This is a genomic window from Streptomyces capitiformicae, assembly GCF_002214185.1.
Taxonomy (GTDB): domain Bacteria; phylum Actinomycetota; class Actinomycetes; order Streptomycetales; family Streptomycetaceae; genus Streptomyces; species Streptomyces capitiformicae.
This window is the reverse complement of sequence record NZ_CP022161.1, coordinates 8,110,109-8,129,150: the sequence shown is the minus strand read 5'-3', so window position 1 is coordinate 8,129,150 and position 19,042 is coordinate 8,110,109. Positions and strand designations below refer to the sequence as shown.

14 protein-coding genes and 1 pseudogene are annotated in these 19,042 nt (G+C 71.3%); 7 read left to right on the top strand and 8 right to left on the bottom strand.

The annotated features are described in order from the left end of the window. Positions 1–153 precede the first annotated feature (153 nt). The 3 genes from CES90_RS36465 to CES90_RS36455 all read left to right on the top strand — a co-directional run bounded on the left by CES90_RS36465 (position 154) and on the right by CES90_RS36455 (position 5,859). A complete protein-coding gene (locus CES90_RS36465) occupies positions 154–2,595 on the top strand; it encodes an ATP-binding protein (RefSeq protein WP_208921483.1) in 2,442 nt (813 codons plus the stop codon). A 25-nt stretch (positions 2,596–2,620) separates the two neighbouring features. Then, positions 2,621–3,112, top strand: coding sequence for an NUDIX domain-containing protein (locus tag CES90_RS36460; RefSeq protein WP_189787659.1), 492 nt, complete (start codon positions 2,621–2,623; stop codon positions 3,110–3,112). A 416-nt stretch (positions 3,113–3,528) separates the two neighbouring features. Further along, the gene (locus CES90_RS36455; protein WP_189787658.1) at positions 3,529–5,859 is read left to right on the top strand and encodes a protein kinase domain-containing protein; all 2,331 of its coding nucleotides are present in this window, start codon (positions 3,529–3,531) and stop codon (positions 5,857–5,859) included. 81 nt (positions 5,860–5,940) lie between these two features. On the opposite strand, the gene CES90_RS36450 is transcribed toward CES90_RS36455, so the two are convergent. Further along, complete coding sequence (locus CES90_RS36450; RefSeq protein ID WP_229914386.1) at positions 5,941–6,378, bottom strand: DUF3455 domain-containing protein; 438 nt, start codon at positions 6,376–6,378, stop codon at positions 5,941–5,943. 184 nt (positions 6,379–6,562) lie between these two features. On the opposite strand from CES90_RS36450, the gene CES90_RS36445 reads away from it, so the two are divergent. Next, complete coding sequence (locus tag CES90_RS36445; protein ID WP_189787657.1) at positions 6,563–7,318, top strand: SIR2 family NAD-dependent protein deacylase; 756 nt, start codon at positions 6,563–6,565, stop codon at positions 7,316–7,318. Here CES90_RS36445 and CES90_RS36440 read toward each other — a convergent pair. The 3 genes and pseudogenes from CES90_RS36440 to CES90_RS36430 form a co-directional block, all read right to left on the bottom strand. After that, positions 7,315–7,476, bottom strand: a pseudogene (locus tag CES90_RS36440) (methylated-DNA--[protein]-cysteine S-methyltransferase); the annotation flags it as partial. The gene CES90_RS36445 and the pseudogene CES90_RS36440 sit on opposite strands and share 4 nt — an antisense overlap. Positions 7,477–7,788: 312 nt before the next feature. Further along, positions 7,789–9,273, bottom strand: a complete 1,485-nt coding sequence (locus CES90_RS36435) for an AlkA N-terminal domain-containing protein (protein WP_189787667.1) — start codon at positions 9,271–9,273, stop codon at positions 7,789–7,791. Positions 9,274–9,385: 112 nt separating this feature from the next. After that, positions 9,386–11,317 (bottom strand): heavy metal translocating P-type ATPase, encoded by a 1,932-nt coding sequence (locus CES90_RS36430; protein ID WP_189787666.1) that lies wholly within the window; start codon positions 11,315–11,317, stop codon positions 9,386–9,388. A gap of 57 nt (positions 11,318–11,374) precedes the next feature. Here CES90_RS36430 and CES90_RS36425 point away from each other — a divergent pair, with 57 nt between their 5' ends. Continuing rightward, on the top strand, positions 11,375–11,755 hold the full coding sequence (locus CES90_RS36425; protein ID WP_229914385.1) for an ArsR/SmtB family transcription factor: 381 nt from the start codon (positions 11,375–11,377) through the stop codon (positions 11,753–11,755). A gap of 691 nt (positions 11,756–12,446) precedes the next feature. On the opposite strand, the gene CES90_RS36420 is transcribed toward CES90_RS36425, so the two are convergent. Continuing rightward, a complete protein-coding gene (locus CES90_RS36420) occupies positions 12,447–12,932 on the bottom strand; it encodes a hypothetical protein (protein ID WP_373313601.1) in 486 nt (161 codons plus the stop codon). A 1,122-nt stretch (positions 12,933–14,054) separates the two neighbouring features. Between CES90_RS36420 and CES90_RS36415 the strand changes: the two genes are divergently transcribed. Both CES90_RS36415 and CES90_RS36410 read left to right on the top strand, forming a co-directional pair. After that, positions 14,055–15,983: a hypothetical protein gene (locus CES90_RS36415; RefSeq protein ID WP_189787655.1), complete on the top strand. Its 1,929-nt coding sequence runs from the start codon at positions 14,055–14,057 to the stop codon at positions 15,981–15,983. Beyond that, on the top strand, positions 15,977–16,609 hold the full coding sequence (locus CES90_RS36410) for a hypothetical protein (RefSeq protein ID WP_189787654.1): 633 nt from the start codon (positions 15,977–15,979) through the stop codon (positions 16,607–16,609). Before CES90_RS36415 ends, CES90_RS36410 begins: the two co-directional genes overlap by 7 nt. 260 nt (positions 16,610–16,869) lie before the next feature. Here the strand turns inward: CES90_RS36410 and CES90_RS36405 are convergent, their stop codons facing one another. From CES90_RS36405 to CES90_RS52135, 3 genes are all read right to left on the bottom strand, one after another. Continuing rightward, the gene (locus tag CES90_RS36405) at positions 16,870–17,271 is read right to left on the bottom strand and encodes an ATP-binding protein (RefSeq protein ID WP_189787653.1); all 402 of its coding nucleotides are present in this window, start codon (positions 17,269–17,271) and stop codon (positions 16,870–16,872) included. Positions 17,272–17,590: 319 nt separating this feature from the next. After that, positions 17,591–18,334: a VOC family protein gene (locus CES90_RS36400; protein ID WP_189787652.1), complete on the bottom strand. Its 744-nt coding sequence runs from the start codon at positions 18,332–18,334 to the stop codon at positions 17,591–17,593. 140 nt (positions 18,335–18,474) lie between these two features. Beyond that, on the bottom strand, positions 18,475–18,969 hold the full coding sequence (locus tag CES90_RS52135; protein WP_208921482.1) for a cold-shock protein: 495 nt from the start codon (positions 18,967–18,969) through the stop codon (positions 18,475–18,477). Positions 18,970–19,042: the final 73 nt, after the last annotated feature.

The following is a 19,042-nucleotide window of genomic DNA, read 5'->3' as shown; positions in this document are numbered from 1 at the left end:
ATTTTTACTTCCCCATCTTCTGTCATGTCACTGTAAATACGGTACTCTCGCCCGGCTGCTTCCAGACACGTGGCGCGATGCCTTCGCTCCTATCAGCGATGGAGGCGGCGAAAGTGTCACGGCGCGTGCCGACCGATCGGCGGTCCGTCAACCATGAAGGAGGCCCGGGTGTCCGCGAACACAGGGAACCCGCCGCTCGCACCGGACCCACCCGCGCATGCCCGCCGGACCCCGCGGCTCGGCCGCAAGGTGGTGACCGTCCTCGACCGGTGGCCCTTCCGGCGGAAGCTCAACGTCCTGGTGATCGCGCCCATCGCGGTCGTCGGCGTACTGCTCGGCATCGGCGCCTACGGCCAGGTGCAGCAGGCCCGCGACGCCGGCCGGATCGCGGACCTGGTGCGGGACAGCGAACAGGTCGCGAAACTCATCAACGACGTACAGGCCGAACACCGGCAGGCGCTCCTGCTCTCCGTGCAGTACGACGCGGCCCGCCCCGGAGCCACCCTGCCGCCGACCACCGACTACCGCCAGGCACAGCGGAACACCGACGCGCAGGTCGCCGCCGTGCGTTCGGCGTTCGGCTCGGGCCTGCCGTCCGAGGAGGCTCAGGCATTCGAGTACATCCGCGGCCTCGGCGTCCTGCGCGAGAAGCTCGAACGGGCCTACGTTCCCGCCGCCAACATCGACCCCGCGTACGCGGCCGCGGTCGACTACCTGATCGACGGCATCGGTCTGGACCGCTACTCGGGTACCTCGTCGGCCTCGGTCACGACACTCCTCGACGCGGTGCTGCGAGCCGACGCCGCCCACGCGTCCTTCGAGAGCGCGGTGTTCTCCGCGCAGACCCGTGACGCCAACGCCCGCACCGAGTACAGCCGCGCGGTCGGCGCCCGCGAGCTCTACCGCCACCAGTCGGACCGGTTCCAGCGGATCGCCACATCGGACCAGGTGCTGCGCATGGACGGCATCGAGCTCAGTGCCGAGCAGTACGGCATCGAGTCCCAGTTCGCGGAGCTGCAGATCGATCCCGGAACCCTGCAGTCCCAGACACCGGCGCAGCTCCGCAAGGCGATCGCCGACGGAACCCGGCAGTCCGAAAGCCGCCTCGCCATCACCCGGTCGCTGATCGAGCAGACCGCCACCCAGGCCGACGCCCTCTCCGCGGACGCCCTGCGGGGCGCGCTGTACCTGCTCTGTCTGGCCCTGCTCGGCTTTGTCGTCTGGCTGGCCTTCTGCGTTCTGGTCCGACGCTCGGTCGTACGTCCCCTCGCGGCCCTGACCGGCGCCGCCCAGCAGGTGGTCGACGTGGCAGGCGAGGAACTCGCCCGGGTGGCGGACGACGAGTCCGGCGAGAGCACCCCCCTGCGGCCGCAGTCGATCCCGGTCCCGGTCCGCGACGAGATCGGCGAACTGGCCGAGGCGTTCAACCAAGTGCAGCTCACCGCCGCCCAGTTGCTGGAACGACAGGTGCTGAGCCGCCGCAACGTCGCCGAGATGTTCGGCAACGTCGGTCGCAGAGTCAGCAACCTGACGACACGTCAGCTGACCCTGATCGACGCCGCTGAACGTGAGGAGACCGACCCGGAGATCCTCGAACGGCTCTACCGCATCGACCACATCGCCGTACGCCTCCAGCGCAACGCCGACAGCCTGATGCTGCTCGCCGGAATCCGGGAGAGCGGCGTCGAGGCCCGGCCGACCCCCCTGGCCAACGTCATCCGGGCGTCGCTCGGCCAGATCGAGGGCTACCAGCGGGTGTCGCTGCGGTCCGAGACGGAGGTCACCGTCGCGCCCGACATCATCGGCGACCTGACGCTGATGCTCGCCGAACTGCTGGAGAACGCGGTCGCGTTCTCCCCCTCCCACACACCGGTCGAGGTGGTCGTCCGCCCCGGCACCGACGTCACCGAGGACGGCGGGGCGCTGGTCGAGGTCATCGACCACGGCCTCGGCATGAGCGCGGAGCGACTCGCCGAGGAGAACGCCCGGCTGATCCGCCGGGAGCGGCTCGACCTCGTACCGACCAGGATGCTCGGTCTCTTCGTGGTCGGCAGCCTCGCCCGGCGCTGGGGTGTGCGGGTGACCCTGAGCCGTACGCCGGGTGGCGGGGTCACCGGCACCGTCTGGATCCCCGCCGCGCTCCTGCCGGCCATGAGCCCCGCGGAGCCCTCGCCACCCGCGGCCAGGGGCTCGGCCGGAACCGTGGCGGCGTTCCCGGTGCGGACCGGACAGGGGACTGCCGCGCCCGCGCCGCCGTCCGTACCGGCCGCCGCCGCCGTCCCCCGGCAGCGGCCGGCGGTTCCCGCGCCGCCCGGTGAACTCCCCCGCCGCGCCCCGACCGACACCGGCGTGAAGCCGGCCACCGCGGCACGGACCGACGAGGAGACCGGCGAGGAGCGGACCACCGCCTTCGGCGAACCGGCCACCGCCTTCGGCGAACCGGCCACCGCCGGGGCGGAGGCGATCCCGGACCGGTGGAAGGAGCCGCTGGAGGACACCGTACGCAGCGCCGTGTTCGGCTTCGACGGGGTGCGGATCAGCGAACTCGCCGAGCGCACGGTGCGGTTGACGGAAGCCGGAGGGTCGTGTGGGTGAGGGCTGTCGCCACTACCCTGCCAGGATGACCACTCAAGACTTCGCCGCGTACATCGCGAGCCTCCCCCGGATCCTGGCCGGCGCCGCCGCGATCTTCCGTGACAGCGAGGGACGGATCCTGCTCGTCGAGCCCAACTACCGTGAGGGATGGGCGCTTCCGGGCGGCACGATCGAGTCGGACGACGGGGAGACGCCCAGGCAGGGCGCGCGGCGCGAGACCGCCGAGGAGATCGGGCTGGAGGTCGAGCTGGGGCGGCTGCTCGCGGTGGACTGGGTGCACGGGGTCGGGCGGCCGCCGCTGGTGGCCTACCTGTACGACGGCGGGGTGCTCGGCGAGGAGGACCTGAAGAGGATCCGGCTGCAGGAGGAGGAGCTTCTCTCCTGGCGGCTCGTGCCGCGCGCCGAACTGACCGCATACCTGTCGGAGACACTCGGCCGTCGTGTGCTCGCCGCACTCGACGCGCTGGCGGACGGTACGGGTCCGGTGGAGTTGGAGAACGGGAACCGGGTCGGCTGAGGGGATGGAGATCGGCCACGGAGGCGGCGGTTCCGTTGGCGTCGACAGGTGACAGGAGTCAGCTGACGTACGGTCAACTCCCCTTGTACAGACCGTGAGAAGGATGTGAGCGTCATTTAATGGAACTTTAAAGCGCTGGCTGAAAACGCCCCCCGTCCGCCACTTGAGCCTCTAGGCTGACGTAGACCCCGTTCCAGCGACCCCGCCCGCTGCGTCGCTCCGGAAACGGGGCAGCACTCGGGACTTCCGGACCGGCGTCCTGGGCGCGGGCCGCGGCTCGGCTGGATGCGGGGCGCGGCTTCGGCAGGATGCGGGGCGTCTGGGAGTGGTCTCCGGGAGCCGCCCGGACAGGCCGGTCTCCCCCCACCCACGGGTCGATTCTCGCCCGTCATCACCGAGAACAGGCAGCTGAGGTCATGGAACCACTGGGCCCCGACGATCCCCAGGACCTAGGTCCCTACCGTCTCACGGCACGGCTCGGCGCAGGGGGGATGGGGCGGGTCTACCTGGCGCGGACTGCGGAGGGACGGATCCTGGCGGTCAAGGCCATCCGTCCCGAGCTGATGGGGGACAGAAACTTCCGCATTCGGTTCCGCCGTGAGGTGGAGGCCGCGGGAGCCGTCGGCGGCAGATTCACGGCGCCCGTGGTGGACGCCGACCCGGACGGCGCCACGCCCTGGCTGGCCACCGAGTACATAGCCGGGCCCACCCTGGCCGAGGCGGTCGCCGAGCACGGCCCACTGCCGGTGGAATCGGTGCTCGTGCTGGGCGCCGGCATCGCCGAGGCGCTCATCTCGGTGCAGGCCGCCGGGCTGGTGCACCGCGACCTCAAGCCATCCAACGTCCTCCTCGCCGCCGACGGCCCACGCGTCATCGACTTCGGCATCGTCCGTGCGACCGACGGCTACGACCTCACCCGCTCCGGGGCCCTGTTCGGCTCCTTCGAGTACATGTGTCCCGAGCAGGCCACGGGCGAGCCGCTGGGTCCCGAAGGAGACATCTTCTCCGTCGGCTCGGTTCTCACCTACGCCGCGTCCGGGCACGCCCCGTTCAGCGGAACCGCGGCGGCCACGCTCCTCTACCAGGTCGTGCACAGCCCACCCGACCTGACGGGCGTGCCCGATCCACTGGACAAGATCATCAACCTCTGTCTCACCAAGGACCCACGGCTGCGGATCACCCCGGACAAACTCGCCGCCGCCTGCGCGCCCGGCGGGGTGGAGCAGATGACGGAGGACGGCTGGCTGCCGCCTTCGGTGACCATCTCGATCGCCCTGCGCACGGCGGCGGTGGAGACCCTCGGCACCACGCCGGGCGCCCCGGCCGGGGTGCCCTTTGCCGGCGCTGACGACCGGGTGGCGTACGCGAACGACCCGGTGCCGTACGCGTACGGCCAGGGTCCGGACGACACCCCGGTGCCGCGCCCGCTGCGCGACTCCGGTGCGCCGTACGCCTCCGGCAGGCCCGGCTGCGCGGACGAGGCGCCGACCGTCGCCGACCCGCCAGGACCGGCCCCTTCCGCCGTCCCCGCAGACACCGCACCGGACCGCACCTCCCCCGGGCATCGCCGGATCATCCCCCGGCCCGGACCGTCCCGGCGTACGGTCCTCGCCGCGTCGGCGGGCGCCACCGCCGTGGCCGTGGGCGCCGGGCTGCTGCTCACCCGGGGAGAGAAACCCGCCGGAGAGTCCGGACGGCCGCTCGGCCCGCCCCCGAAGCCGGCCTGGACCTTCCGCAGTGATCCGCTGCTCCAGGCGCCGGCCGTCTTCAACGAGGGGACGGCCCTGGTGAAGACCCGCCCGGGTGACATGGTCTGCCTCGACCTCAAGGACGGCACCCGGCCCAAGTGGGTGTACGAGGGGATCAGTACCTCGCCCACCCCGACCGTGCAGACCTTCGACGCGGCGGTCGCGCTGGGCGAGGGCTCCACGGTGATCGGAGTCGACCTCGCCAACGGGACGGAACGTTTCACCCTCGACTTCGGGCCGGACTTCCGGTTCGACACGCTGCTCGGCAGGACCAGCGACCGTGCCCTTTCCGTCCTCGGTGTCCGGCTCCAGCGCGAGTCCGACGACCAGGGCGTCGCGACATCCACGGACACCGTGTTCTCCGTGGACCTCGCGGCCCGCCGGGCCGAGGTCATCGCCATCAGCCCGGAGGACGTCGGCATCCGGCTGTTGCCGGTCATCATCCCCGGCTACTTCGTCTACGCCGACGGCCTGCGCAACGTGACGGTCCGCAGCATCGAGAGCTCCGACGTCCTCTGGCGGCACCCCGTCGGCTACGACCTCCGGCCGGGCCTGGCCGTACTCGACCGTACGGTGTTCGCCATCGGCCGCGAGCTCAGGGCGCTGAACCTCCTCGACGGCAAGATCCGCTGGCGGGTGACGCCGGACAGCGGCCAGTTCGCCTCGCTCGGCGCCCAGGGCAACACGGTGTACGTCACCGGTACGAACCCCTCCGGCGTCTACGCCTTCAACGCCGCGACCGGCACCCGGCGTTGGTTCTGTCCCACCCCTCGCCTCAACGTCGACCTGCCGATCACCGCGGGCCCCGAGGCGCTCTACGTCCCCGCCTACAAGAACAGGAACGGCTTCTACGCGATCGACGCCGCCCGCGGCAGACTGCTGTGGAACTTCACCGACGGCGTGGAGACCGGCGTCAACCAGTGGCAGCTCGCCGTCGACGGCACCGGCCGCCTGGTCGCCCAGCACTACGACCGCACGTACGGCTTCGCCGCACCCTGATCGGCACTTTCGCCCACGGCAGGGCAGGCACCCCTCGCAGTGATGAGCGAGGGGTGCCTGCCGGTTGGCTTGTTCACCGCATCACTTGGCGGGCTTGTAGAAGGCGTAGACGGCCGAGCAGGGGACGCTGATCTGCTCGGTACCGCCGCAGGCGGTGGTGGGGGCGACGCCACCGCGGGTGTCGAGGCGCTGGATGTAGGAGACGCCGCCGAGGATCCCGGTGCCGCGCGTGGCGGTGGCCTGCAGGAGGAGCTCGGGGATGGTGCCGGGCTTGGGGGAGTTGGCGATGGCCGCGGCGTTGACGGCGCTGCCGTCCACCGTGGACACCCGGACGGGGCCGCGGGAGTGCAGGGCGACGGTCCGGAGCGAGGGGTCCTTCTTGGCCCAGAGAGTCGCGGCGGGCTCCAACAGCTTCCAGACTCCGGTGCAGGAATAGGTCTGGACGCCTTCCGCGGCGAGAACACTGGTGAGCCGGTTGCCGTCGGGGACCTTCAACGCGGGCGGGGCGTCGACACCCACGCGAGCGGACTTCGGCTCCGCGGACTTCGACTCCGCGGACTTCGACTCCGCGGACTTCGACTCCGCGGACTTCGACTCCGCTGCCTGGCCGACCGTCGCGCCCAGCCCACAGGGGACTGCGGGGCACGCGACCGGGCAGTCATATCCATTCGCCCCGAGCAGACCTGGGTCCTACTGTCGGCTCATGACCAAGCCCCTCGTCGCCATCCTCAGCGGCGCCGGAATTTCCACCGACTCCGGCATCCCGGACTACCGCGGTCCCCAGGGGCTGTGGCGGCGGGATCCGGAGGCCGAGAAACTCGTGACGTACGAGTACTACATGCGTGATCCGGAGATCCGACGCCGCTCGTGGCAGATGCGGCGGCAGAGCAAGACGTTCAAGGCCGAGCCGAACGCCGCGCACCTGGCCGTCGCCGAGCTGGAACGGTCCGCGGTGCCGGTGCGGGTGATCACGCAGAACGTGGACGGCCTGCACCAGCTCGCCGGGATGCCGGCCCGTAAGGTCCTCGAACTGCACGGCACCGCGCGCTCTGTCGTGTGCACCGAGTGCCATGCGCGCGGGCCGATGGAAGACGCCCTCGCCCGCGTCGAGGCTGGTGAGGACGACCCGCCCTGCCTGGAGTGCGGAGGCGTGCTGAAGTCGGCGACGGTGATGTTCGGCGAGCGCCTCGATCCGGTCGTGCTGGGTGAGGCCGTCGCGATCACCAAGGCCTGCCAGATCTTCATCGCCGTCGGCACCAGCCTCCAGGTCCAGCCCGCCGCCGGCCTCGCCGGAATCGCCGCCGACCACGGCGCCCGCCTGATCATCGTCAACGCCGAGCCCACCCCGTACGACGACCTCGCCGACGAAGTCGTACGCGAACCCATCGGCACCGCCCTGCCGGAGCTGCTGAGCAGGCTGCGCGACGCCGATCAGGCGGACGGACAGGCAGGCGGCTAGAAGAGCGCCGATCCGCTCTCGAAGTCCAGCAGGCGCTTCTTGCGGTCCAGGCCGCCGCCGTATCCCGTGAGGTCGCCGCTCGCGCCTACGCCCCGGTGGCAGGGCACGATGATGCCGATCGGGTTCTTGCCGTTGGCGAGTCCGACCGCGCCACTTGCTGACCGTGCCGGGCGGCCATAGATGGCGCCCGGCCCCGAGTGCGCGTGGTTTTGGCGCTGTTCGGTCATTTGGCCCTCTCTCCGCCGAGTGGCGGAGACTCCTGCCTGGCTCGCGCCGGAAGGTTTGACGCTTGGAACCGCCGAGGCAGTGTCTCCACGTCTGACCGCCGCAGGCCCTGCGGCGGGGGCAGGTGCGTGACCTGACCACCGACAGCATTGCCGGGCCCGAGCCCTCACCGAGTGCGTTGGCCGAATCCGATCGAGGTTGCACGGCAGTCCGACCACCTCTGCCCGCTGTTCACCTAAACGGAGCTACACGGGAAGGAAGTTGATCGGGTGGCTGTCCGTCGCCCACAGGTACTGGACCGCGTACGCCCGCCACGGCCGCCAGGCCGCCGCGCGTGCCGTGAGCGCGGCCGGGGTGGACGGCAGGCCCAGCTCCTGTGCGGCGCGCCGGATTCCGAGGTCGGTGGGGAGGAAGGCGTCCGGGTCGCCGAGGGCTCGCATGGCGATGACGTCGACGGTCCAGGGGCCGAAGCCGGGGAGGGCGAGGAGCTGGTCGCGGGTCTCCGCCCAGTCGCTGTCCACACCCAAGTGCACGTTGCCGTCGGCGAGTTGGCGTATGAGGGTGGTGAAGGTGGTCCGGCGGGTGCGGGGCATCGCGAGGGTCTCGGGGTCCACGGCCGCGAGCGCCTCGGGCGAGGGGAAGAGATGGGTGAGGCCGCCCTCGGGGTCGTCGACGGGTTCGCCGTGCGCGGTGACCAGCCGGGCCGCGTGGGTGCGGGCGGCCGCCGTGGACACCTGCTGTCCGAGCACCGCCCGTACGGCGAACTCGGCCTCGTCGACGGTACGCGGCACCCGGCGCCCCGGCGCCTTGTCCACCAGCGGCGCGAGCACCGGGTCGGTGCGCAGCTGCTCGTCGACGGCGACCGGGTCGGCGTCCAGGTCCAGCATGCGGCGGCAGCGGCTGATGGCGACGGGCAGGTCGCGCAGATCGCTGAGGGTGAGTCGGCAGCCGATGTGGTCGGGCTCCGGGGTGAGGCCGACGATGCCGTGGCCGTACGGGAGGCGGAGCGTGCGCCGGTACGCGCCGTCGCGCCACTCCTCCACTCCCGGTACGGCGGTCGCGGCGAGGTGGCCGAAGAGGTTGTCCGGGTTGAGCGGGGCCCGGAAGGGCAGCCGGAGGCTCAACACCCCAGGTGTTCCTGCAGAGTTGACCTGTCGTGAAGGAGTACGGGCCGCCCGTTCGCGCAGTTCGCTCGGCGACAGCGCGAAGACCTCCCGCACGGTGTCGTTGAACGTCCGGATCGACGCGAACCCGGCGGCGAACGCGATCTGGGCCATCGGCAGCGCGGTCGTCTCGATCAGCAGCCGAGCGGTCTGTGCCCGCTGGGCCCGGGCGAGCGCGAGCGGCCCCGCCCCCAACTCGGCCAGCAGCTGCCGCTCGATCTGCCGGGTGCTGTATCCCAGCCGCCGGGCCAGCCCGGGTACGCCCTCACGGTCCACCACGCCGTCGCCCACGAGCCGCATCGCCCGAGCCACCAGATCGGCCCGCTGGTCCCATTCGGGCGAGCCCGGACTCGTGTCCGGCCGGCACCGCTTGCACGCCCGGAACCCGGCCTGCTGACAGGCCGCCGCGCTCGGATAGAACGTCATGTTCTCCGGCTTGGGCGGCACGACCGGACAACTCGGCCGACAGTAGATCCCGGTGGTCAGCACCGCCGTGAAGAACCACCCGTCGAACCGAGCGTCCTTCGACCGCACGGCGCGCACACAGCGCTCGACGTCTTCGTACATCCCGTTCCTCATGGCTCAAGGATCGGGGACAGGGAGGGAGGAGGCTGGCGAGAATCCGACATCAAGGTAGGGCTGACCTTGGAGTCGTCTGACCCCCTCCCCCGTAGGCGAACTAACCCACAGCCCGCCGCCAAGCCGACTCCCGAAGCAGCCGAAGCCCGTTCAGCCCCACCAACACGGTCGACCCCTCATGCCCGGCCACCCCGAGCGGCAACGGCAGATGCCCCACCAGGTCCCACACCACCAGTACGGCAATGCACACCCCCGCGATCACGAGGTTCTGCACCACCAGCCGCCGAGCCGCCCGGGACAGCCGTACGACCGCGGGGATCGCGACAAGCTCGTCCCGCACGACCACCGCATCCGCCGTCTCCAGCGCCAGATCGGACCCCGCACGCCCCATGGCCATCCCGGAGTGCGCCGCGGCCAGCGCGGGCGCGTCGTTGACGCCGTCCCCGACGAACAGCACCTTCCCGTCGCCACGCTGAAGCTCCCGCACGGCATCCACCTTGCCCTCGGGCAGCAGCCCGGCCCGCACATCGGTGATACCGGTGTCGGCGGCCACCTGCCCGGCAGCGACCGGGTTGTCACCGGTGAGCAGGACGGGCGACGAGCCGGTCACCGTCGTGAGCGCGGCGACGGCGGCCGGGGCGTCATGACGCAACCGGTCCTTCAGCGTGACGGTCCCGACAGCAGCCCCGTCCAGCTCGACGAGAACGGTGGTCCCGCCGGAGGCCTCCGCGTACTCCCCTGGCCGTCCGACCGTCACCACGCGCCCTTCGACGGTGGCGCGCACACCACGTCCGGGAGTCGCTGTGAACTCCTCGGCGGGGGCGACACTCAGGCCCCGGGCGCGGGCGGCGGCCACCACCGCCCGCGCCAGCGGATGCTCACTGGGGTGCTCGGCGGCCGCGGCCAGCGCGAGCAGCGTGTCCTCGTCGAGCCCGGAGCCCGGCAGCGGCCGTACGGCGGTGACCTCGGGTGTGCCCTCGGTCAGGGTGCCGGTCTTGTCGAGGGCGGCGACATGGATCTCGCCCAACCGCTCCATCGCGACGGCCGACTTGACCAGGACACCGTGCCGGCCGGCGTTGGCGATGGCGGAGAGCAGCGGTGGCATGGTGGCGAGCACGACCGCGCACGGCGAGGCGACGATCATGAAGGTCATGGCGCGGAGCAGGGCGGCCGTGAGGTCCTCGCCGAAGGCGAGCGGGATGCCGAAGACGGCGAGGGTGGCGACGACGACCCCCACGGCGTACCGCTGTTCGACCTTCTCGATGAACAGCTGGGTCGGCGCCTTGGTGCGCGAGGCCTCCTCGACGAGGGTCACGATGCGCGCGATGACGGAGTCGCCCGGGTCCCGTTCGACGCGGACGCGCAGTGCCCCCGTGCCGTTGAGGGTGCCCGCGAAGACCTCGTCACCGGGGGCCTTGGGGACGGGCAGCGGTTCGCCGGTGATGGTGGCCTGGTCGGCCTCGCTCTCGCCGTCCACGACCAGCCCGTCGGCGCCGATGCGCTCACCTGGACGAACCAGCACGACGTCACCGACGGCGAGCTGATCCGTCGGCACGGTCTCCTCGGCCGAGCCGTCGGCGGACACCCGCGTGGCCGTCGTGGGAGCGAGGTCGAGCAGACCGCGTACGGAGTCGGCGGTGCGGGCGGTGGCCAGGGCCTCCAGGGCACCGGAGGTGGCGAAGATGACGATCAGCAGGGCGCCGTCGAGGACCTGGCCGATCGCGGCGGCGCCGAGCGCCGCGACGATCATCAGCAGGTCGACGTCGAGGCTTTTCTCGCGCAGCGCCCGCAGCCCTTCGAGGGCGGGCTCCCAGCCGCCGGCCGCGTACGCGATCGCGTAGAGCGGGCCGTACAGCCAGGCGGAGGCGCCGGCGAGGTCCAGCGGGAAGGCGATCAGGAAGGCGAGGGTCGAGACCAGGGCCCAGCGGGCTTCTGGCAGCGCGAGGACTCGGGTACGGCGGCGAGGGGCCGTCGATGTGGACGTACGGCGGACCGGTGACGGGGCAAGGGTGGCAGACACGCGCCACACCATACAGGAATACATGAAGACTCATTCATGCCTTCATATGCGATGGGTAAGATACTCGCCATGGGTCATGGAGCCGTCACCGCCGCGCAGAACGCCACGCAGGAGGCCACCGCTCGGGTGCGGCTGGACGCGGCCAACGTCGCCAAGGTGGCCACCACCCTCCAGGCCCTGTCCACCCCGTCCCGCCTGCTGATCCTGGCCCGCCTGCGCGAAGGCCCGCTCCCGGCGACCGAACTGGCCGCCGAGGTCGGGATGGAACAGTCCGCCTGCTCCCATCAGCTGCGGCTGCTGCGCAACCTGGGACTGGTGGTGGGTGAGCGCCGGGGCCGCTCGGTGGTGTACGCGCTGCACGACCACCATGTCGCCGAGCTGCTGGACCAAGCCGTGTACCACGTGGAGCACTTGAGGCTGGGGATCAGCGACGCGCCGGACGGGGACTGAGGGGCCGTCGGGCGGAGGCGAGTGGGAATCCCGGCCAGGACGTCGTCCGAGCCCGCCAACTCGGCGCCGGGTGCGGCTGGAGCCCTAACCTCCGTGATCGCGGCTCTTCCAGGGTCCCGTCAGGCGAGCAGACCAGCGGGCAGCCCAGCCGGCCGTGGGCAGTCCGACGGGAGGCAAGCCGGGCCCCTGAGGATGGTGACCCCAGCAGCAGTGTTCATCGGCCGCGCCATCGAAGTCGTCGCGTATCTCCGAGGCGTACGGATCGTGTGGGACCGGCTGCCTGGTTGCGGGCGGGTGTGCCTTGCCCAGTGCGGTGCACCAAGGGCATGCGTCGGTGTCCCTTCCAGGGCTGGTGGCGTGGTCGCCGTCGTTACGGATTCCCGAGACGTATGGGTCGTGCCGTGGTCGATCAATGCGGTCGGCCATGGGATGGCTCCATCTGAGGGGTGGGGTCACACGTTGCCCGGGCGTGGAGCACGGGATGGTACGGCGACTTGTTGCTCGATGCGGTACTGGGCCCAGGAGGCGTACGTTCCGCGCCGCTGTCACTCACCACCGGGTTCCGTTGCCGCGCCTGTCCCGCCTGTCCTGCCTGTCCCGCCCGTCCTGCCTGTCCTGCCTGTCCTGCCTGTCAAGGAAGGGAATGTGGCCGGTCGGGCTGGTGGCGCTGTGTGTGGCGGCTGCGATTCGGTCAGCGATACCGCTCCCCCTGCTGCCGGCTGGTCGATGCCAGGACGGCGAGAGTGCCGTCGGCTTCACTCAGGGCGAGCTCGACCATGCCGGGGTCGTGCAGAGTGCCGGTCCCGTCGGGCGGGATGAGCCATTCCAGGCGCCCGGCGACCCGGCCGGGCGGCGGCACCGCAACCCACGCTCCCCGACCGGCGTGGCGCACACCGGGCCGGATCCGCTCGCTCACCGGGCCGGGCGGGAGGAAGAAGCCGATTCTCTGGGCGGCACAGTCCACCAAGGTGGGCGCCGGGATCCCTCGCCGGTTGCGGCTGAGGAGATCCAGGGCGCACAGGCCCAGGTACTCAGGCACGCTGAGCACGTCCCAGAACCGTCCGGCCTGGAGCAGCGCAGGCCCAGTGCCCTGGTCCCACTCCTCTTTGCACCTTTGAGGATCCGTGGCAGCCGAGGCGAGCCATTCGATGGCCTGCTTCCCCATGCAGCCGTGCATGTTCCCCCTCCAGCACGATCGGCTTCGCCAGAACGAATGCGAGCAGGACATGGCCGGCGGCCTTGTGGGACTCCGCCCGCCCTGCCGTCCCGCTCGGGCCCTCATGTTGGTAGATATTTCTACGCGCCGGAAGAGGTGGCGTGACCTGGCGAATACGTCCAATGTGTTCGAGCACCACCTGCCTGTTCGCCCCGGGGCGACGGGCATGCATGAGACGGCCCTCGCCGAGAAGTCGTTTGGCGACACCCTTGGAGGAGGGTCGGCGTGCTCCTCGCCGCTCCCAGCACGGTCGGCAGGTCCCAGCAGGCCGTCGAGTTGCTCTGCTTTCCCGACTCCGACGCCCTCCTCGCCCCGTGCCGGACCTCTCCAGCGGACCCGCCACCGCGACGCACGACGAGTGCACTCCGTGAGTGCGTTGTGTCGACTATGCACTCGGATGGGTGAACCGGACCGCGTGCCGTCGTAGCGGTCGGGGTGGGAATGGTCCAGCATGAGGCCGCTTTGCCGCTATCCCCCGTCAGGAAGGTTTCTTCCGCCATGCCTGCCCCCGCCTCTCCTCGTCTCACCGGTCGGCTGTGGACGGTGCGGATCGTCCCACGTGGCCGACCCGCCGAAGGCATCTCCGGTCTTGAGTGCTCCGCGCCGGGCTGTGCGACGGTCGCCAACGAGCGTCATCGGGTGCCCGCACAGGCCCGCGCGGCAGCTCTGGCGCACCTGGCGGTCCACGCCCGTCAGGCGGGCGCGGCACGCGAGCAGGCTTCCTGCCGTTGCCGCAGCGAGGGCTGCGCCTGGCACACCACACCGGGGCGGTGTGGCGGGCAGGTGTGCCTGGTGGTGGTGCCGGATCGCTACGGACGGGTGTGGAGGCTTGCGGAGGCGTGCGCCCGGTGCGTGGCCGCCATTCCGAACACGAGGATCGTCTCCGCTGCGGCGCCGAAGCCGACGGCGCCCGGGACTTCCGACGTCCCGCCGAAAACGCGACCGGCGACAGTGCCAGAGGGCTTCACCGCTCCCGATACGTCTGGTGCCCCACGACAGCGAGTGACCCCTGAGCCAGTGCCCATGGCAGTGCCTGAGACATCGCCGCCGCCCCCGGTCGTCAGTCCGGCATCGCCCGCTCCCGTGCCACAGGCCAGAACCGAGAAGGCCCTGGCTGCGACTGCTCCGGCCGTACCGAAACCCCTGACCACGCCGTCGGGCAAGCCGCTGCTGACGGCCGGGCAGGCGGTGGCGCTCCGCCGCCTGTGGGACTATCTGGCCTCCCGCCGACCGGGCAGTAGCACGGAGGGCAGGCTGCTGGCGTTGCTGTGTACGCCCCGGGCGGCACGCTCCGGGCAAGGAGCCGGCCGGGCCAACCTCCTCGCCCAGGACCTGACGGGCCTGCTGAAGCTGACGGACCCGCGCGCGGCGGTGCGGGATCTGGTGGCCTGCGGGTGGCTGCGTGCCTCGGTCGAGGAAGTCATGGCCGCCGCGAAGGTGCCGGTGGAGTGCGGCATCCCGGACTTCGCGAATCCGCAGGCGGCTCCGTTCAGGGTGGCCAAGAGCGCCCGTTCCCGGCTGTCCGGCTGGTGCATGCGGCTGCTGAGCCACAAGCGGCTGAGGAAGCAGTCGGCCGGGGTCCGGCTGGTCGCGGCGTACGCCGCCGCGCACGCTGCCTCCACCGGCGTGGGTGAGGTGGATCTGACGCACCTGGCCGCCGCCTGTCAGCTGACGGCCGAGGAGGCGTCGGCGGTTGCCGCCGGATTGCGGGAGGCCGGCTGGTTCACCGATGTCGCTGTTGCCGACGGTCGGGTGCGCTACCAGCTGGCCGAGGAGGTCTGTGGCTTCGCCGAGGCAGCGCCCCGGCCCCCCGCTCCCGCACCGTCCGCGGTGCGGAAGGCGCCTGCCCGGCGCCCCAAGTCTCCGATCGATGATCGGATGCCGCTGGACGAGCGACTCCGTCTGGCCCGTCAGAAACTCGGCCGGGGCCTGGCCGGTGATGTCGAACGCGCCCTGGGGTGTTCGCTGTGCGTGGACGAGGGCGTGGTCAATCACGTCCCGGAGCCACAACACCTGCCCCGACGGCTGGAACTGACGTCCTACGCCACTCGGACGGCCCTCAGCGGGCGGCAGGCAGCTGTCCTGCAGGCCACACTCGACCACGTCGCGCGGACCGCCCCTGCGAGTGGTCCGGACGTCCGGCTGGCCGCCGTATGGTGGGGCGTACGGGCCATCTGGTGCGGCGAGTTGGAACTGTCCGCACCCCGGCTGGAGCGCATCCCCGTCCCTGGCATCGCCACCGCCCTGAACGAGCTGACGGCAAGCGGCTGGCTGCGTGCCGACCCGGACGAGGTCGCCGCAACCGGCGATGACGAACCAGCACTCGGCGTCATCCCGGATCTGGTGGGCGATGATCCATCACTGTGGCTCGCACGCGACGCTGCCACCCATCTCGGCGCCTGGGTGCGACGGCTGCTGAGGCACCCGATGCTGGCCGAAGCGTCTTCCGTCCACCACTTGGTGGCGCTGTATCTGACCGCGCACGCGCTCCCCGACCGCCGAGTCGACGTTCCGCTCGATGCCCTCGTCGCCGGCTCCGCCGCCGACTGCGCGGTGCAGGTCGAGGCCGCCGTGGCGGAGTTGCACCGAGCCGGCTGGCTCTCCCAGCCGCCTGCCACAGCCGACGGCCTGCTCGGCACGCGGCTCAGCGAGACAGCGTCAGCCATCGCCTCACCGAGTCCGCCCGTGTACGAGCCCCTCGGCTATCACCCGGCGGACCCGGCCAAGTACGAGCGCGGCGCCGCACTTGTCGACGGCCGGCAGGAGGACATGGCTCGCTGGGTCGAGGACTATCGCACCCGCCACGGTCACGGCCCCAGTTGGCGAATCCTCCGCAACGCCCACATCGACCACGACGACCCGATGCGTATGGAGCCCGCCCACAGCAAGGCCATCGCGTCCCTGTGCAAGAGCGGCTGGCTGGTCGGTGTCGGCAGGCCGTACGGGTTGCGACCCGGCTGGCGCTACCGGGAAGCCACTCACCTCGCCACGACACCCCGACCGGAATGCTGACGAAGGAAATCCAGGCCGGCCTGGAGCAATGGGCCGCACGGGTGGACGACACCCTGCGGCGTGCGCGTGAGGCGGGCCCCGCGGAGAAGGCGAGCCGGATCCGCTACGCCGCGCAGCGCCGGCGCGAGGCGTTCAAGTACCTGGTGATGGCGTGCGGTTCGCTGCGCAGCTGGCCGGGCCGGGAACAGATCGGTGACAAGGGCGTGCTGGCCGCCCACCGCATTCTGCTGGCGATGGACGGGCCGGAGATCCGAAGGGTCCTGCCGCTGGTCACGGCCGCGGCCGACAGACGCCGGATCCCGGCCAGGTTCCTGGCCGAGGCCACCGACACGCTGTGTGTCACCGAACAGCGGCCCCAGGTGTACGGAACGGTGACGGGTCATCCGATCGCCGACGAGGCTCGCGTCGACGCGCTGCGTGCGGTCCTGGGACTGCCGCCCTTGGCTCCGCGGCCCTCACTCCAGGAGTCGTCGCCGGCTCGAAAGCCACGGCCGGATGAGCCGAAGTCCACCGAACTCGCTGTTGTGGAAGGGCTCTTGCGGGGCCTTCCCGCAGTCGGCCCACTGCCGCATACCGTACGACCCACCGCCGCCGCGCATGCGACGCGAGGCCGTGGGAGTGGTTGAGCGCTCCGTCCTCTGCCCCGCAGCAAGCGCCGACGCACGCCCCCTTGGGCCGCCTACCCTCCCTGCCGCTACGCACCACCGCGTCCGACCAACGGGTTGGTTCGACGATCCGTGTGGTCGTCGCGGACGGCCAGGCGAGGGTGCGGGCAGGCGTCCGTCTCGTCCTCGATGCCCAACCGGGCATCGAGGTCGTGGGAGCTGTTCGCGGCCCCGCCTGGTGGCGGTCGGGCGCACCGGCCAGGAGAGGGCAGTTCGCCGCTTCAACGCGCCAGCGGCAGTACGGCGGTCACGGTCTTGCCCTTCGGACTGCTGCGGACCCGCACGTCCGCGGACAGGTCCCGCACCAGGTACCAGCCGAAGCCGCCGGGCTCGCTCACATCAGTGCGCCGGGGACGGGGCGGAGTGGGGCTTGCGTCTGCCACTATGACCGTCACCGTGCCCGGTCCCGCCTTCAGTTCGAATCCGGTGAGTCCGCCGGCATGCCGCACCGCGTTGGTCACCAGCTCCGACACGACCAGCAACACGGCATTCGCCTCCGAATCGTCCGCCGGTGTGAGCACGGCCAAGAACCCGCGTGTGACATTCCGTGCCCGCTCGGGGGCCTGCGGGCTTCCGCCTCTCAGGGGTTCGTGGTCCTCATCGGGCAGTTGCACCATGGTCATCTCCGGCGCCTTGGCATTGCGACACCATTCGGCTGCCCCGAAGCGGTCACCTCATCCCCCGACGCACGGACGACGCCGCGGCTCGAGCGATTTGCTGCGGGTGGCCTGGTCGCTGATCACCAATCAGGTGCGGGCGTACGACCTCTGCGCGCGTGGCCTTCCCGGCGGGCCGGGCTGACCGGGACTACTTCGGTGCGCTCCATCTTTCAGCCGTCGATGGGAACCCCGGGGTCTCGGGGTCTCGGGGTCTCGGAGTCTCGGAGTCTCGGGGCTGTCCGTGTGATGAGTTCGGTGGCGGAGCAGGCGGGGAGGCTCCGCGTCAGGCCGGGCCGAGGACGCAGAACTCGTTGCCTTCCGGGTCGGCCAGAACCTTCCAGGGGAAGTCGCCCCGGCCTGCGTCGGCGGGCGTCGCGCCGAGGGCCTCGAGCCGGGCCACCTCCGCCGCTTGATGTTGACCGTCAAAGGGGTAGGGCGCCAGGTCGAGATGGGCGCGGTGGTGCATGTCCGTCAGGTGGGGCGTGCGGAGGAACTCCAGATACGGGCCGACTCCCTTGGCGGAGCGCAGCAGCGCGTGATCGTCGGTCACCTCGTGCAGGGTCCAGTTCATCGCCTCGCCCCAGAAACGGGCCATGGCCCGCGGGTCCGCACAGTCGACGACCACCGCGGCGATCGGCCCGGTGTCCCGGTAGGTCTCCCGAGGCTCCAGGACGCAGAACACGTTGCCCTCCGGGTCGGCCAGAACGGTCCGCGGGAGGTCGCCCCGGACTGCGTCGGCGGGCGTCGCGCCGAGCTCCTTCAGGCGCGCGACCAACTCCGCGTGATGGGCCGCGGAGGTGGTGGCGAGTTCGATGTGTGCGCGGCCCTTCACTGTTTCGGGGTCCGGGACAGCGATGACATCGATGCGGACGGCGGCCGGGTCCGGCCAGGCGGACCCCATGGGCTTGACGCTGGTCGCACCGGGTTCCTCGCTGGACAGACTCCAGCCGAGCGCCGCCGCCCAGAACCGGCCCAGCGCCGAGTCATCCCGGGCTTTGAGATTCACCTCAAAGAGTTGCAGCGCCATGCCGCCGACCCTATACGTGAGCGATGAACTGACGGTCGGGACGGCCGAATTCGGACGGGAGGCCGGAAGTAGATCACGACTTCCCGCCGGGCCGGCCGGGGCGGGGCGGGGTGGAGGCCACGGCCGCACGTCGCGTACTGTCAGAAACGGTCCTTTCCGGGAGCAGGATCGGAACGTTCCGCGTGGGCGACCCGAACCGCCGATCGGCTGTCACAACTCCGCGCCCCGGGCAGCCGTGGTGGCATGCCAGCGCCCCGCCGATCGACCGCGCTCCTGGTCATCTGCACCATGTACGAGATGAAGCGGCGCGGAAGCGACGAGGGGCTCGACGCCGCCGCCCGCAGGGGCAACGGCCATTGGCGTCCGGTGGCTCGCTCCTGCTTCCTTGGCAACCCAGTGCCGCACGGGCAGCACGCCGCCGCACGGCTCGCGTCTGGTGGCGCCTCTGCGGCGGGACGGATGTTGTCGGCCCGGATGCCGTCGGAATCGAAGGTGATGTCGAACAGGACCCGCTCGCCCGCAGCCGGCGCCTCCTCCTCGGGGCCGTGAATGGCCGGGCGGTGGACGACGGCATTGGGCCCGCCGTCGTCCTGCGCTAACCGGCCCAGCCCTCGCTCAGGGTCGAGCCATTTCACCGTTCCCGTCGGCACAGGTCACCCTCGTGTTGTTCGGCTGGGCGGGGGGCTCACACAGCGTCCGCCCGCACAC